This is a genomic window from Acetobacter fabarum, from assembly GCF_011516925.1.
In the GTDB taxonomy this organism is placed as follows: Bacteria; Pseudomonadota; Alphaproteobacteria; order Acetobacterales; family Acetobacteraceae; genus Acetobacter; species Acetobacter fabarum.
Map to the genome: position 1 here is coordinate 30,726 of NZ_WOTG01000004.1, position 14,344 is coordinate 45,069.

Annotated in this window: 14 protein-coding genes; 3 read left to right on the forward strand and 11 right to left on the reverse strand. The window is 60.6% G+C overall.

Annotated elements, in window-relative coordinates; genetic code table 11:
* Window positions 1-40: 40 nt before the first annotated feature.
* On the reverse strand, window positions 41-502 hold the full coding sequence (locus GOB83_RS07055) for an Lrp/AsnC family transcriptional regulator (RefSeq protein WP_165925648.1): 462 nt from the start codon (window positions 500-502) through the stop codon (window positions 41-43).
* A gap of 128 nt (window positions 503-630) precedes the next feature.
* Between GOB83_RS07055 and alr the strand changes: the two genes are divergently transcribed.
* Window positions 631-1,776 carry an alanine racemase gene (gene alr, locus GOB83_RS07060; protein WP_373321602.1) on the forward strand — a complete coding sequence of 382 codons (1,146 nt, stop codon included), beginning with the start codon at window positions 631-633 and terminating at the stop codon, window positions 1,774-1,776.
* 29 nt (window positions 1,777-1,805) lie between these two features.
* Window positions 1,806-3,062 carry a D-amino acid dehydrogenase gene (locus GOB83_RS07065; protein WP_086646143.1) on the forward strand — a complete coding sequence of 419 codons (1,257 nt, stop codon included), beginning with the start codon at window positions 1,806-1,808 and terminating at the stop codon, window positions 3,060-3,062.
* 98 nt (window positions 3,063-3,160) lie between these two features.
* Here the strand turns inward: GOB83_RS07065 and GOB83_RS07070 are convergent, their stop codons facing one another.
* The 5 genes from GOB83_RS07070 to GOB83_RS07090 form a co-directional block, all read right to left on the reverse strand.
* Entirely contained in the window at window positions 3,161-4,327 is a 1,167-nt protein-coding gene (locus tag GOB83_RS07070) for an AGE family epimerase/isomerase (RefSeq protein ID WP_165925649.1), read from the reverse strand.
* A complete protein-coding gene (rfaE1, locus tag GOB83_RS07075; RefSeq protein WP_165925650.1) occupies window positions 4,320-5,774 on the reverse strand; it encodes a D-glycero-beta-D-manno-heptose-7-phosphate kinase in 1,455 nt (484 codons plus the stop codon). The genes GOB83_RS07070 and rfaE1 overlap by 8 nt, the downstream gene beginning before the upstream one ends.
* 38 nt (window positions 5,775-5,812) lie before the next feature.
* On the reverse strand, window positions 5,813-6,826 hold the full coding sequence (gene rfaD, locus GOB83_RS07080) for an ADP-glyceromanno-heptose 6-epimerase (RefSeq protein ID WP_165925651.1): 1,014 nt from the start codon (window positions 6,824-6,826) through the stop codon (window positions 5,813-5,815).
* 208 nt (window positions 6,827-7,034) lie between these two features.
* Window positions 7,035-8,201 (reverse strand): nucleotide sugar dehydrogenase, encoded by a 1,167-nt coding sequence (locus GOB83_RS07085; protein ID WP_165925652.1) that lies wholly within the window; start codon window positions 8,199-8,201, stop codon window positions 7,035-7,037.
* Between the two features lie 139 nt (window positions 8,202-8,340).
* A complete protein-coding gene (locus GOB83_RS07090; protein ID WP_086646138.1) occupies window positions 8,341-8,868 on the reverse strand; it encodes a hypothetical protein in 528 nt (175 codons plus the stop codon).
* 308 nt (window positions 8,869-9,176) lie between these two features.
* Between GOB83_RS07090 and GOB83_RS07095 the strand changes: the two genes are divergently transcribed.
* Complete coding sequence (locus GOB83_RS07095) at window positions 9,177-10,751, forward strand: glucoamylase family protein (RefSeq protein WP_242005774.1); 1,575 nt, start codon at window positions 9,177-9,179, stop codon at window positions 10,749-10,751.
* A 58-nt stretch (window positions 10,752-10,809) separates the two neighbouring features.
* On the opposite strand, the gene GOB83_RS07100 is transcribed toward GOB83_RS07095, so the two are convergent.
* From GOB83_RS07100 to GOB83_RS07120, 5 genes are all read right to left on the reverse strand, one after another.
* Complete coding sequence (locus tag GOB83_RS07100; protein WP_143221898.1) at window positions 10,810-11,301, reverse strand: hypothetical protein; 492 nt, start codon at window positions 11,299-11,301, stop codon at window positions 10,810-10,812.
* Window positions 11,302-11,442: 141 nt separating this feature from the next.
* The gene (locus tag GOB83_RS07105) at window positions 11,443-11,835 is read right to left on the reverse strand and encodes a VOC family protein (RefSeq protein ID WP_086646135.1); all 393 of its coding nucleotides are present in this window, start codon (window positions 11,833-11,835) and stop codon (window positions 11,443-11,445) included.
* Window positions 11,836-11,902: 67 nt separating this feature from the next.
* Entirely contained in the window at window positions 11,903-13,558 is a 1,656-nt protein-coding gene (locus GOB83_RS07110) for a fumarate hydratase (protein ID WP_165925653.1), read from the reverse strand.
* A gap of 49 nt (window positions 13,559-13,607) precedes the next feature.
* Complete coding sequence (locus GOB83_RS07115; protein WP_086646185.1) at window positions 13,608-14,141, reverse strand: SspB family protein; 534 nt, start codon at window positions 14,139-14,141, stop codon at window positions 13,608-13,610.
* A gap of 58 nt (window positions 14,142-14,199) precedes the next feature.
* The gene (locus tag GOB83_RS07120; RefSeq protein WP_165925654.1) at window positions 14,200-14,343 is read right to left on the reverse strand and encodes a hypothetical protein; all 144 of its coding nucleotides are present in this window, start codon (window positions 14,341-14,343) and stop codon (window positions 14,200-14,202) included.
* Window position 14,344: the final 1 nt, after the last annotated feature.

Genomic DNA, 14,344 nt, shown 5'->3' on the forward strand with positions numbered 1-14,344 from the left:
TTTTGACCCTGACCCTGACCCTGACCCTGACCCTGTAACCTTACCCGCCCGTCTGTGCTTTTTCCTGCTGAACAACAGGGCGGATGGCAAAATTGCTCTGAATGCGCACAACACCGGGCATGCGGGATAATTCCTCCTTATGGATGCGTTCGTAATCCTGCATGTCGCGCGCTTCCACCCGGAGCAGGTAGTCGGCGTCTCCCGTCATCAGGTAGCACTCCTTTACATCGGGGCATTCGCGGATACGGCTTTCAAAGCGGCGGAGGCATTCCTCTGTCTGGCGTTCGAGTGTGATCTGCACAATGACCGTAGCTACAGGGGGTGCGTTGCGGCGGGCGATAATGGCCTGATAACCGCGTATAACCCCTTCTTTTTCCAGAATTTTTACACGCCGCAGGCAGGCCGAGGGGGAAAGCCCTATACGCTCGGCCAGTTCGGCGTTGCTCAGGCGGCCATCATGGCGTAGGTGGCGGAGAATGGCCTCGTTAATGCGGTCTGGCATGATCTGTCTTTTGTGGCCTTTTGGCGCAATATTATGCAAAAATAAAAAGCAAACGCCCCAATCATGCACCACAATGGCAGGATATGCCATAAAGAGTGGGGTAAAATTCTGATACCGTAACAGAACGGATAGATGTCGTGACCCAAGCTCCCACCCCCATGCACGCTGGCTGGCCCGCACAACGCGCCGGAGCGGTGCTGAGCGTTAATCTGGATGCGGTAGCCCATAATTACCGCCTGCTTCGGGCCCGTGTGCCCAACGCGGTGTGTGCGGCTGTGGTCAAGGCCGATGCCTATGGGCTGGGAGCGGCACAGGTTGCCCCCGCGCTGGTGCAGGCCGGGGCCGCACAGTTTTTTGTTGCCCATGTGGACGAGGGGCTGGCCCTGCGCCCGCATGTTGGGGAGCAGGTGGGCATTACCGTGCTGCACGGCCCCCGGCCCGATGCGGTGGAGGCCTGTCTGGCTCATGGGTTGCGCCCGGTGCTGAACAGTGTGGAGCAGATTGGCTGGGTCCGTGCGGTGGCGCAGGCGCAGCAGCGGCGCGTGGGGGTTGTGCTGCAACTGGATACGGGCATGTCCCGCTTTGGCCTGTCCGCGCAGGATGTGGCGGATATTGCCGCCAACCCCGCCGTGCTGGATGGGCTGGACGTGCAACTGGTCATGAGCCATCTGGCCTGTGCGGATGAGCGGGCAAACCCTGCCAACGCGGAGCAGGCGGCCCGTCTGGTGGCTTATGCTGCTCAACTGCCGGTTTCTGCCCCGCTCAGCCTTGCCGCATCCTCCGGGGTGTTTCTGGGACCGGATTATCATTTTGGCCTCGTGCGCCCCGGTGCCGCACTCTATGGCGTGGCGCCCCAGCCGGGCGAGCCAAACCCCCTACGCCCGGTTGTGGGGCTGAAGGCCCATGTATTGCAGACCCGTACCCTCAGCAAAGGGGACCGGGTCGGTTACGGGCTGACATGGCGGGCCGAAGGGCCATGCCGTGTGGCGACCATTGCCGTAGGCTATGCGGATGGTTTTGTGCGCGCCCGTGCCAACGGCCTTGTGTGGTTCGGGGGGCAGCCCCTGCCCATATTGGGCCGTATTTCCATGGATTCCATGACTGTGGATATTTCCGCCATTCCGCCGGGCCAGCTTGAGGCCGATGGCATGGTGGAACTGCTGAACGAAACATACGGCGTGGACGACGTGGCCCGCGCTGAAGGAACGATCGGCTACGAAGTCCTGACATCGCTCGGGCATCGCTATCATCGCAATTATACACGAACTGCCTGAGGGCAGAGCAGCAGGGAAAGAGTGAGATCATGAAGGTTCTTGTTCTGGGTAGTGGTGTTGTGGGTGTAACAACCGCCTGGTATCTGGCGCAGGCAGGGCATGAGGTCACGGTTGTGGACCGCCAGCCCGGTGCCGGGCTGGAAACCAGCTTTGCCAATGCGGGGCAGGTGTCCCCCGGTTATTCTTCCCCCTGGGCGGGGCCGGGTATTCCGCTCAAGGCGGCCAAATGGCTGTTCATGAAGTACAGCCCCTTTGTGTTCTGGCCCATGCCCGACCCGCATCTGTGGAAGTGGCTGGTGCAGATGCTCGAAAACTGCAACACCCCCGCCTATGACCGCAACAAGGGCCGCATGGTGCGTCTGGCTGAATACAGCCGCGATGTCATGTGTGACCTGCGGCGTGAAACCGGCATTACCTATGATGACCGCCAGCAGGGCACCTTGCAGGTCTTCCGCACCCAAAAGCAGATGGACGGCGTGGCGCAGGATATTGCCGTGCTCCGGCAGTACAACGTACCGTTTGAGGAACTGAATACCGCCCAGTGCGTACAGGCCGAGCCGGGTCTTGCGCCTTCGGCTGGCAAAATTGTGGGTGGCCTGCGCCTGCCGGGGGATGAGACGGGCGATGCCTTCAAGTTCTCCCAGCGTCTGGCGGAAATGGCTGCAGCCGCAGGTGTGACCTTCCTGTACAACACCGATATTCGCGCAATCCGGAGCGAGAGCGGGCGGGTTAGCGGGGTGGAAACATCACGCGGGGTGCTGAATGCTGAGAGCTATGTGCTGGCACTTGGCAGTTTTTCCCCTGCTCTTGTGCGGCCTCTGGGGCTGGACCTGCCGATTTACCCGGTCAAGGGCTATTCCCTTACGGCGGATATTACCGATGCGGCGCGTGCCCCGGTTTCCACCATTATGGATGAAACCTTCAAGATCGGCATTACCCGTCTGGGCGACCGTGTGCGCATTGGCGGCACCGCGGAACTGGCTGGCTTTAGCACCCGCCTGCGTGCGCCACGGCGGGCCACGCTGGAACATTCGGTAACAGACCTGTTCCCCAACTGCTGCAACGTGCCCGCAGCCCAGTTCTGGACCGGCCTGCGCCCCATGACACCGGATGGCACCCCCATTATCGGCCGCACGGGGCTGGATAACCTGTACACCAATACAGGCCATGGCACGCTGGGCTGGACCATGGCCTGCGGGTCTGCCCGCGTGCTGGCGGATATTATGTCCAACCGCCAGCCAGATATTGCCTATGAGGACCTGAACCTGTTCCGCTACCGGCCCTGAGCCTGAGCCTGAGCCTGAGCCTGAGCCTGTAGTGGCCCTTGCGGCACAGGCTTAAGGGCCGGGTGTTTTTGCCCCTTTCCCATGCCCCGCTTGCGTGTTCAGGCGTGTTCTGGTGGGGGCAGGTGAACTTTTGCCGCACCATAAATATGGTAGAGCGAACTTGCTGGCATGTGGTCCACCGCTGGTGTGCCGTCTGGCCCCCTGCGGTCGATCCAGCCGCCGTGCAGGTGTGCGGGGGCAAAATCTGCAAAAAATAAGCGGGTCAGGTCGGTTTGCAGCCGGCTGTCTTCCGCAGCGCTGCCTCCTTCTGCCTGTCTGCATGCCAGCAGGCGAAGCAGCTCCGTCTGGGGCCAGATGCGGGTACCGGTCTGGGTGAGTGTGCCATCATCCATCATGCCGTCCCGCACAAGCTGGTGGGTCACGCCATGCCGCCTGCCGGACTGGTAAAGATGTTCGGCTACATGGCGCAGTGCTGTTCTGGCCTTATCGGTGGGGTTGAGGCGCGTATAGGTGCCAAGCAGCCATGCCCACTCAAACAGGTGCCCCGGTTCCACCGGGTTCTGGCCATATGCGTGGCAGGGTGTCCAGTCGGAGCCAAAAAACTCCAGCAGCAGGCCCGAACGCGGGCTGATAAAGCGCTCGTGCGCCAGAGCAACCAGAGATTGCGCGCGGTCAAGGTAAAACTGGTCCGCCGTGGCCTCAAAAAGCGCAAGATACGCTTCCAGCAGGTGCATGTGCGGGTTCTGGCGGCGGGTGGCATCTGGTGCGGGCACGGCATCGGCAAAACCGCCGTGGGGGGCATGGAAAATGCTTTCCACCTCCAGCACGGTTTTTTGCGCAACCGCAAGCAGTGCGGGCTCCCCGCTCAGGCGGTAGGCCCATGCGTAGGCAAACAGGATGAAGGCGTGGGCATACAGGTCGCGCACGGTGCTGGAAGGGCGGCCATCTGGCCCGATGGCAAAAACCCAGCCCGGCTGGTCATCGGCCTGCCAGTAGCGGGCCTGCACTGTGGCCAGAGCGTGCAGGGCGTTGTCTGCCGCGTTAAAAACACCATCCAGCCGGGCCTGGCAGAAGGTGGCAATCTGGCGGGCCTGCACCATAAGGCGCAGATGCGGCAGGGGCAGTGGGGTGGCATCAAACGCCAGCCGCTCGTGGTACAGGTGGCGGGTGGGGTCGTAGCCCGCGCTGCTCCATAAGGGGAGCGCCTGATGGGCCAGCCACGCGGCCCATGGCGGTGTGCCGGGCTGCGCCGTATGCTCAGACATTGGAAGGCTTGGCGTGCGGCGCGTTCATTTTCCGGACCAGATTGCTGGTTGAACAGCCCGCGACCAGCGAGACCAGTTCCACCCGCCCCCCGGCGGCCTTGACCACATCGGCCCCGACCACGGTATCCTCTGTGTAATCCGCCCCTTTAACCAGCACATCGGGCTGGAGGGCGGTAATCAGCTCCAGTGGGGTATCTTCTTCAAAAATGACCACCATATCCACGTCGCGCAGGGCGCGGATGACCGTGGCGCGCGCCATTTCGTCCTGCACGGGGCGGGTTGGGCCCTTGAGCCTGCGGACGGAGGCATCGCTGTTAATGGCCACCACCAGCTTGTCCCCCAGTTGTGCCGCAGCATGAAGGAGGGAGACATGCCCCGGATGCAGCAGGTCAAAACAGCCATTGGTGAACACAACGCTGGCCCCGTGCTGGTGCCACCGGCGCATGACCGCGCAGGCCTGTGGCCATGTGGCGATCAGCCCCGTATCGGGGTTGTCTTCCTTGAGCTCCTCGGCCAGCTCGGCGCGGGTAACGGCGGCGGTGCCCAGCTTGCTGACGGCAATGGAGGCCGCCACCGTGGCAATGACAATGGCGGTATCCAGGTCCTGCCCGGCGGAGAGCACGCTGCCAATGGTGGCGACCACCGCATCCCCGGCCCCCGAGACATCATACACCTCGGATTTGCGGGCGACCTGATGGCGGATATGCCCGTTGCGCTGCCACAGGGTCATGCCCTCTTCGGAGCGGGTGATCAGCACATCGCCCCCGAACTGGGCGGAGGCCGCCTGAGCCGCGTGTTCCACCTCTGCGTTCGTGTGCAGGGGCAGGCCGGTGGCCACGGCCATTTCCGCCCGGTTGGGGGTTATCAGGCTGGCGCCACGGTATGCGGCAAAGGTCTTGCGCTTGGGGTCCACAATAACGGGAATATTTTTGGCCCGTGCATGCCCGATAACGGCCTGTAGCACCGGCTCGGACAGAACTCCCTTGGCGTAATCGGAGCAGATCAGCACGTCTGCCGTATCCAGTGCGGCAATGCAGTGCGCGATCAGGCTGTTCCGGGTGGCGGGGGAAAAGTCGATAATGGTTTCATCATCAATGCGCACGATCTGCTGGTGCCCGCTGACAACCCGCATTTTGGAAATGGTCGCCCAGCCCGGTTCAGCCACAAGGCCGTGCACGTCTATGCCGGGCCATGCGGCAAGGGCGTTGCGCAGGGTCTGGGCGTTTTCATCCTGCCCGACAACGCCAATCAGGCTGACTGTACAGCCCAGTGCCGCGGCATTGACGGCCACATTGGCGGCCCCGCCGGGTACGGCACTCTGGCGGGCCTTGCGCAGCACCGGCACGGGGGCCTCGGGCGAGATCCGCTCCACCGCGCCAAAAACATACTGGTCCAGCAGCAGGTCGCCGATAACAACAAGCCGTCCGAATTCAAAATTTTCAATCATGGATGCTCATGCTCGCGGGGGGGCGGGGGGTATGGCGGTCATGGTGTGTGGTCTGGCTGGGTGCGCAGCAGGTGGTGCACATAGTCGGCCACACCATCGGCCACATTGTCCAGTGCTACGGTGCACCCGGTGGCGCGCAGGGCGCGCATGTCCGCCTGTGTGTAGCACTGGTAGCGGCCACGCAGCGTGTCGGGGAAGGGAACATACTCCAGTAGGCCGGTGCGCACCATTTCGGCCCGGTCCAGCGGCGGCAGGCTGCGCGCGGCGCGCACGGTGTTCACGACTGTTGTGGCAACATCATTAAACGGCTGTGCCTTGCCTGTGCCCAGGTTGAACACGCCGCTATGCCCGGGGTTGTCAAAGAACCAGAGCTTGGTGGCCACCAGATCCTTGACCGCAATAAAATCGCGCATCTGCTCGCCCGGCTGGTACGGCCCGTATTCCCCAAACAGGCGGACGCGCCCTTCGGCCATGAACTGGTTGAAGTTGTGGAACGCCACGGAGGCCATGCCGCCCTTGTGCTGCTCGCGCGGGCCATACACGTTAAAGTAACGGAAACCCGCAACCTGCGTGCTCAGCCCGGGCAGGGCGCGCCTGACCACCTGATCAAACAGCAGTTTGGAATAGCCATAGACGTTGAGCGGCTTTTCGTTGGCGGGGGCTTCGGTAAAGGTGGTGGACGCGCCATAGGTGGCCGCACTGGAGGCGTAGAGCAGGCGGGTGCCCGTGTTCTGGCAGTAGGCCAGCAGTTTTTTGCTGGGCTCATAATTGCTGGCCATCACGTAGCGGCCATTGCGCTCGGTGGTGGAGGAGCAGGCCCCTTCATGAAAAATCGTATCTATTGGCCCGTAATGGCCAGCACTCAGGGCATCGTAGAACGTGTCCTTGTCCACGTAGTCGCTGATCGCAAGGTCGGCCAGATTAAGCGCCTTGTCGCCGTTGGTCAGGTTGTCCACGGCAATAATGTCGGTCAGCCCGCGCTGGTTAAGGGCATGGATGATGTTGCTGCCAATAAACCCGGCACCCCCGGTGACAATAAGACGTCTGGCCATATCAGCACGGCACCATGTGCTCGGGGGGAGGAACGGTTACGGTCATAGGCGCCAGCTCTGTGTTCTGTGTCTTTGCACGGTGGTTCAAAACAGCGGACGCGCCCATGGTGCTTCCAGCCTGAACCGATACTAATTGCACAGGCATGAACAGGCAAATACAACCCCGCCCCCACCCGCGGCGGGTGCGCCGGAGTGTGCTTGGGTGTGCTCAGTCGCTGCCGAACAGGTCGCGGGTGAACACGCGGTCCTTTACATCAGCCAGTTCGGGGTGGTGGCGGTTGCTGACAATAATGGACGACACAGCCTTGAACTCATCCAGATTGCGCAGCACGCGCGAGCCAAAGAACTGTTCTTCCGCCATGGCAGGCTCATAGACCACAATCTCGATCCCCTTGGCCTTGAGCCGCTTCATGATCCCCTGAATGGAGCTTTGCCGGAAGTTATCGGATGCCGTTTTCATGGCCAGCCGGTAAATGCCGACCACCTTGGGCTGCATGGCCAGAATCTGGTCGGCCAGAAAATCCTTGCGGGTGCGGTTGGCGTCCACAATGGCGCGGATCAGGTTCTGGGGGACCTGCATGTAGTTGGCCAGAAGCTGTTTGGTGTCTTTGGGCAGGCAGTAGCCGCCATAGCCAAAGGAGGGGTTGTTGTAATGCTGGCCTATGCGCGGGTCGAGGCAGACACCCTCTATAATCTGGCGGGTGTCCAGCCCACGGGCCAGTGCGTAGCTGTCCAGTTCGTTAAAAAAGGCCACGCGCATGGCAAGGTAGGTGTTGGCAAACAGCTTTATGGCCTCGGCCTCTGTGGCTTCGGTAAACAGCAGGGGCACGTCTTTTTTGATCGCCCCTTCAAGCATAAGGGCGGCAAAGCGTTCGGCCCGGGCGCTGCGTTCCCCCACAATAATGCGCGACGGGTGGAGGTTGTCATACAGTGCGCGGCCTTCGCGCAGGAACTCGGGGGAAAAAATGACCTGCTCGGTGTTCAGCTCCGCGCGGATCTGGTCCACAAACCCGACCGGAATGGTGGATTTGATAACAATGGTCGCCTCGGGGTTGAGCGCGCTGACACGGGCAATCACATCCGTTACGGAGGATGTGTCAAAGTAGTTTTCCTGCGCATCATAATTGGTCGGGGTGGCAATGATGACAAAGCTGGCATCTTGGCTGGCTGCGGTCAGGTCTGTTGTGGCATTCAGGCTGAGTGGCCTGTTGTGCAGGTAGTCCTCGATCTCGGTATCAATAATGGGGGAGACCCGGTTATTCACCTTGTGGACCCGCCCGGCATCCACATCCACGGCCATTACGTCATGGTGCTGGGCCAGCAGAATGGCGTTGGACAGGCCAACATACCCAAGACCGACAACTGCAATTTTCATGGTGTTCTTTCCCCCACACCCTGCGTGATCGGGGCGTATTGTCCCGGTGCGTCAAGGCGTTGCAATACATGAGCCGCCAGAATCCGTCACGCTGTTTTGCAGGGCGTTATGCCGCGGCCGGGGGCTTAAAAGGCCCGGCCTAATGGGCCTGTGCGCGCAGGCGGAATGTTGGCGGGCGCGGGGGTATGGCGGTTTTTTTGGAAATAACCAGATACTCATGCGGGTAACGGCCCAGTTTGATGGCGCGCATATGGGCCTTAAGGGCCAGCAGGGTTTCAAACGAGTGGGGGTGGTACTCGGCTATTGTGTCTTCACGCCCGACAACCAGAGTGGAATCCGCAAAGGCAATCAGCAGGCAGTGCTGGGTGTTTTGCAAGAACAGGTGGTCTTTCCCTTGCGCAAAATATCCGCTCAGGCGTTCGCGGGTTTTGGAAAACAGGTAATAGGCGGGCTTGTAAAAGGTTCTGCCCCCTTTTTCTTCCGCGGTCATGACCAGAAATGAGTGGCTTTTTGCTGGTGGGGGAACCAGCACATGGCTGGTGGCAAGGCCACGCAGGCCATATTCCAGCCGGGATACCAGAATATCCACAAGCTCATAAACAAATCGGAAAATGTTGTAGCGGTATGTCATGGCGGAATCATATTCGGGGCTGGAATGATCAGGCACTCCTTATATCCCTAACAGGAGGAGCTGCGCACGGTGTTGTTTTGCATGCTTGTGGGGCGGTCAGGGCTGGGCAGGCATGTTGTATGGGTGGTGGCCGCCCACATAGCCTTTGAGGCACACATAAAACGTGAATATTTTCTGAAATTCGGCAGATTCCGTGGCGCAGGCCCCCGCTCCGCTCTGGCGGGGTGCGGGACATGGCCCCTATATTCAACGCCCGTTCCGGTGCAGCGCGGCAACCGGGCCGGACAGAAAACAGCCCGCTGCGGCAGTGGCGCTGGTGTGAACAGATGAGGAATGCAAGGCTTATGGTACTGAGGCGCTTTTTTGCACATGGCAAGACAAAAACCAGCCTGCCCGCACAGGGGCAACGCCAGAGGAACGGTCGGGTTTGTCTGTCCTTGCTCATGCTCGGTAGCGCATTGACCGGCCTTGCAGCAGGGGGGGGCGCACAGGCGGCGGCAACATCCTCTGTTGTGGCGCGAGTCCCCAGCCCCTTCCATCCTGACCAGACAGACAGGGCTTTTCTGGCGGATCTGGAGCACCGGACCTTCCTGTGGTTCTGGGATTCGGCAGACCCCGCAACCGGGCTGGTGCCCGACCGCTACCCATCGGACCAGACCCAGTCCAGCGTTGCGTCCATTGGCTTTGCGCTGACCGCCTACGGCATTGGTGCGGACCGGGGCTACATTAACCGCCAGCAGGCCGTGGACCGGACCCTGACAACCCTGCGCTACCTGTGGAAGCTCCCCCAGAACGACAGCGCGGACAAAGCTGCGGGCTTCCATGGCTTTTTCTACCACTTCCTCAAGCGTGAGAACGGGCTGCGCCTTAACCCGGATATTGAACTGTCGAGCATAGACACGGCCCTGCTCATGCAGGGGGTGCTGTTTACGACCAGTTACTACACGCATGATTCCGCCGCCGAGGCCGAAATACGCGACCTGGCCGCCAAGCTGTTCAACCGCGTGGACTGGCGCTGGATGCTGCGCCCGGATAACCGGCTGAGCATGGGCTGGTCGCCCGAGCGTGGCTTTTTATCCAATTACTGGGAAGGGTATAATGAGGGCATGATGCTGTATGTGATGGGCCTTGGCTCCACCACGCATCCGCTCGACCCGACATCATGGCAGGCATGGATTTCCACCAACAAGAGCCGTTGGGGCGAATCCTATGGCCAGACCTTCCTCAACTTCGCCCCCCTGTTCGGCCACCAGTACACCCATGCATGGATCGACTTCCGGGGTATCAAGGATGATTGGAGCCGTTCGGCCGGGATTGATTATTTTGAAAACAGCCGCCGCGCCGTGTACGCCCAGCAGGGCTACGCGACCCAAAACCCCGGCAAATGGCAGGATTACGGGCCAAATATCTGGGGCCTGACAGCAAGTGACGGCCCGGCAGAAACCACAAAGGTGGAAAACGGCCAGCAGCGCAAGTTCATGGCCTATACCGCCCGTGGCGTCGGGCGTGACTACACGCTTGATGATGGCACACTGGCCCCAACAGCGGCGGGTGGCTCCGTAGCGTTTGCGCCAGAACTGGCCATTCCCGCCCTGCGCACCATGCGCGACAAATACGGGGACCGCATCTACAGCACTTACGGCTTTGTAGATGCCTTCAACCCCAGCTACCATGATGGCAAACAGGCCTACTGGGCGGATGATACCTATATTGGCATCGACCAGGGGCCCATTCTGCTCATGGTGGAAAACTGGCGGGATGGCATGGTGTGGAACACCATGAAGGATAACCCCATTATCTGCCGTGGCCTGCTGCGCGCGGGCTTTAGAGGGGGCTGGCTGACCACCCGCCACGGGATTGTGGACCATGATGATGCCGTGCGGCTCAAGCAGCAGCAGACACAGACCAAGGCAGGTTAGGTCAGGGCAAGGCCCGCGGCCGGGAAAGTAAAAACAGACTTCTTTCCCGGCCTATCGGTTAGTATTTTTCGGCCTGTATGGGCGCGCTAAGGGGCTCGCGATGATTTTTTTCGTCATCCGTGTCATGGCTCAGGCGGTATAGCCTGTACACGTCGGGGTCATCCTTATCGAGTTTGTGCATTTTGATCCGGATGCTCTCGCCGTACACATCATCTGCGGAGGTGGAGAGATCCACAATCGTGCCGACCAGACCACCGGCCACCATATTGCCGAAAATCCAGCCTGCGTTGTGGCTTTCATCCACACCGGTAACGGGGGCATAACCGGGCTTCTGGCACCGAATGATCAGGTTGTTGTGGCTCTTGGCAACCGTAAATTCGCCCGGCGTATGGAATGTGCTGATCGGTTTGCCCGCTCTGGTTACGTCGCAGACAGCCCCCGGAGGGTCAGAGTTGATGGAGATGGTCTGCTTGGGAGGTTCCAGAATTGTTGCACAGCCTGATAATGCCATCAGACCCAGTAAAAAGAGTTTCTGCTGAGATTTTTGCATATTCCGGAACCTAGAAATTATTTTCAAAATCAATACAAAATAATTTGTTACCGGACTATAGCGCGCCCCAGCATAGATGAACAGCATACTCTGTCCTGAGTCCTGCTGTTCATTCTCTGCTTTGGGGGAATCTGTTGTGTTTTATCCTTGGTAAGATGCAATTTCGATCAGGTTTTCATCCGGATCGTGGCAGTAAACCGAGGTAATGGGGCCAATGGCGCCAAGGCGGGCGACGGGGCCATCCACAATGGTAATGCCGCAGTTCTTCAGGTGCTCTACCACGTCATCACTGGTAATGGCGGTAATAAAGCACAGGTCATTACCACCGGGCAGGGCATGGGTTGCCGTGTCCCAGCCGGTGGCATCGTGCGGGCGGAGGTTAAGTTTCTGCCCGCCAAAGCGCAGGGCGGTGCGGTTGTTGCGCCCGTATTCTTCCCGCTCCATGCCAAGTACACGCTGGTACCATGATGCGGAAATTTCGACATCGCGCACGGTCAGGACAACATGATCCAGACGATCGACTGTAAAGCGCATGAAAACCACACAGCTCCTCTTCTGTCTGCCCCGCCATGGTGTGGCGGCGGGGCAGCCCCGGTGGGGGTTACAGTTCAGCGTAGAAGTCGTTGCCTTTATCATCAATAACAATAAAGGCGGGAAAATCCTCTACCTCGATCTTCCACACTGCTTCCATGCCCAGTTCGGGGTATTCCAGCACCTCCACCTTGCGGATGCAGTCCTTGGCCAGCCGGGCGGCGGGGCCACCAACGGAGCCGAGGTAGAAGCCGCCGTATTGCTGGCATGCATCCCGCACGGCCTTGGAGCGGTTGCCCTTGGCAAGCATAACGTAGGAACCGCCATTGGCCTGCAATTCGGCCACGTACGAATCCATGCGCCCGGCCGTTGTGGGGCCAAAGGAGCCTGTGGGCATGCCAGCGGGCGTTTTGGCCGGGCCTGCGTAGTAAACGGGGTGGTCTTTCAGGTACTGGGGCAGGCCCTCGCCGCGCTGGAGCCGCTCACGGAACTTGGCATGCGCAATATCACGCGCAACAACCACGGTGCCGGTCAGGGCCAGCCGGGTCTTGACCGGGTATTGCGAGAGGGTCTTGCGGATTTCATCCATCGGGCGGTTGAGGTCAATGCGCACGGCTTCGCCCTCAAGGTGTTCGTCCGTGGTTTCGGGCAGGAAGCGCGCGGGGTCGTGTTCAAGATGTTCCAGAAAGAACCCTTCCGCCGTGACCCGCGCCTTGATCTGCCGGTCGGCGGAGCAGGAAACACCAATCCCCACGGGGAGGGAAGCCCCATGCCGGGGCAGGCGCACCACGCGCACGTCGTGGCAGAAATACTTGCCGCCAAATTGCGCGCCAATGCCCAGCTTGCGGGTAAGCTCAAGCACCTTCTGCTCCATCTCCAGATCACGGAAGGCGTGGCCGGTCATGTCGCCTTTGGTGGGCAGGGCGTCATACCAGTGGGTGGAGGCCAGTTTTACGGTCTTGAGCGTCTGCTCGGCGGACATGCCGCCAATAACAATGGCAAGGTGGTAAGGCGGGCAGGCGGAGGTGCCCAGCGTGCGCACCTTTGTGTCCAGCCAGTCCAGCAACTGCTGCTCGGACCCCAGCAGGGCGCGTGTTTCCTGGAACAGGAAGGTCTTGTTGGCCGAGCCGCCACCCTTGGCCACAAACATCAGGTCCATCTGCTCGTCATGCACACCAGCGGGGCTGGCGAAGATGTCGCATTGCACGGGCAGGTTGGTGCCGGTGTTCTTTTCCTCGAACATGGTGAGCGGGGCCATCTGCGAATAGCGCAGGTTGGTGCGGGTATAGGTTTCGTACACACCGCGGGAAAAGGCGATTTCCTCGTTCCCTTCCACCCAGACGCGCTGGCCTTTTTTACCAAATACAATGGCGGTCCCGGTGTCCTGGCACATGGGCAGGATGCCCCCTGCGGCAATGCAGGCGTTCTTGAGCAGGTCAAGCGCTACAAAGCGGTCATTGTCCGAGGCTTCGGGGTCTTTGAGGATATTGGCCAGTTTCTGCAGGTGCGAAGGGCGCAGGAAATGCGCAACCTCATGGAAGGCGCGGGCTGTCAGTTCGGTCAGCGCCTCGGGGGTAACGTGCAGAACGGTTTTGCCACCGCAATGCGATGTGCTGACACCACCTGCAATATCCACCTTGCGGTATTCTGTTGTGTCCTCCCCCAGAGGGAACAGGGGGGAATAGGCAAACTCTGGCAGTGGGGGGCGGGGGGGCTGGCTGGTCATGGTCGTGTCTCTACTCTCTCCGTCGGCCTGACCCCCGCGCACCGGGGGCTCAGGCTGGTGATGGTCCCTTGCGGCGGAAGGCGTCAAGGCTGACAACCTGGGAAGAGGAGTCGCCCTGTGCTTCCGCACTCTCTCCGGCATCGGCCGGCGTGTGGTCTGTGGGTGCGGGCTCCTCATCCTCCACCGGCTCAAAATGCAGGTTGAAGTGGATGGAGGGGTCTGCAAACCCGGTAATCGCCCGGACGGGAATGACCAGAATGGACCCAACACCCCCAAAGGACAGACCAACGGACACAATACCGGCATCGCGGTCCACGTTGAGGTCCCAGAACTGGTGTTGGAGCACAATGGTCATCTCGTGCGGGTACTGGGCACGGAGCCGGTCGGGAATTTGCACGCCAGACAGGTCCGTGCGGAAACTCAGATAGAAATGGTGCTCGCCTGCAAGCCCTTCGCGGCTCACATGTTCGAGTGCTTTGAGCATGACGTCCCTGTAGGCTTCCTCCAACCACTGGTCGTAGGGCAGCAGGCTGGGGGGGAGGGTACCGTCATTTCCCGGGGTATTGTTGTGGTCATCAGCCATGCTTGGTCTCCTTGCTTCAGCCGTCTGGGGGCGGCTGGCCATACGTATCACTCTAGCGTCAGCCATGCGCGAAAGGTTCGGCCAGTGCAAGCGCCAAGGCCTGCCTGCGGCCATGCCGCAGGGCAGGGGCCGGGTGGGCCGCCACAGCACATACGGGCCATGCCTCAGGGCGTGGCGGAATATAATAGGGGAAAAATGGCATG

Coding starts and splice junctions, on each gene's coding strand:
- GOB83_RS07055 (WP_165925648.1), bottom strand. CDS start 502: ATGCCAGACCGCATTAACGAGGCCATTCTCCGCCACCTACGCCATGAT.
- GOB83_RS07100 (WP_143221898.1), bottom strand. CDS start 11,301: ATGCAAAAATCTCAGCAGAAACTCTTTTTACTGGGTCTGATGGCATTA.
- rfaD (WP_165925651.1), bottom strand. CDS start 6,826: ATGGCCAGACGTCTTATTGTCACCGGGGGTGCCGGGTTTATTGGCAGC.
- GOB83_RS07120 (WP_165925654.1), bottom strand. CDS start 14,343: ATGCCATTTTTCCCCTATTATATTCCGCCACGCCCTGAGGCATGGCCC.
- GOB83_RS07065 (WP_086646143.1), top strand. CDS start 1,806: ATGAAGGTTCTTGTTCTGGGTAGTGGTGTTGTGGGTGTAACAACCGCC.
- GOB83_RS07070 (WP_165925649.1), bottom strand. CDS start 4,327: ATGTCTGAGCATACGGCGCAGCCCGGCACACCGCCATGGGCCGCGTGG.
- GOB83_RS07105 (WP_086646135.1), bottom strand. CDS start 11,835: ATGCGCTTTACAGTCGATCGTCTGGATCATGTTGTCCTGACCGTGCGC.
- GOB83_RS07115 (WP_086646185.1), bottom strand. CDS start 14,141: ATGGCTGATGACCACAACAATACCCCGGGAAATGACGGTACCCTCCCC.
- GOB83_RS07110 (WP_165925653.1), bottom strand. CDS start 13,558: ATGACCAGCCAGCCCCCCCGCCCCCCACTGCCAGAGTTTGCCTATTCC.
- GOB83_RS07095 (WP_242005774.1), top strand. CDS start 9,177: ATGGTACTGAGGCGCTTTTTTGCACATGGCAAGACAAAAACCAGCCTG.
- GOB83_RS07085 (WP_165925652.1), bottom strand. CDS start 8,201: ATGAAAATTGCAGTTGTCGGTCTTGGGTATGTTGGCCTGTCCAACGCC.
- rfaE1 (WP_165925650.1), bottom strand. CDS start 5,774: ATGATTGAAAATTTTGAATTCGGACGGCTTGTTGTTATCGGCGACCTG.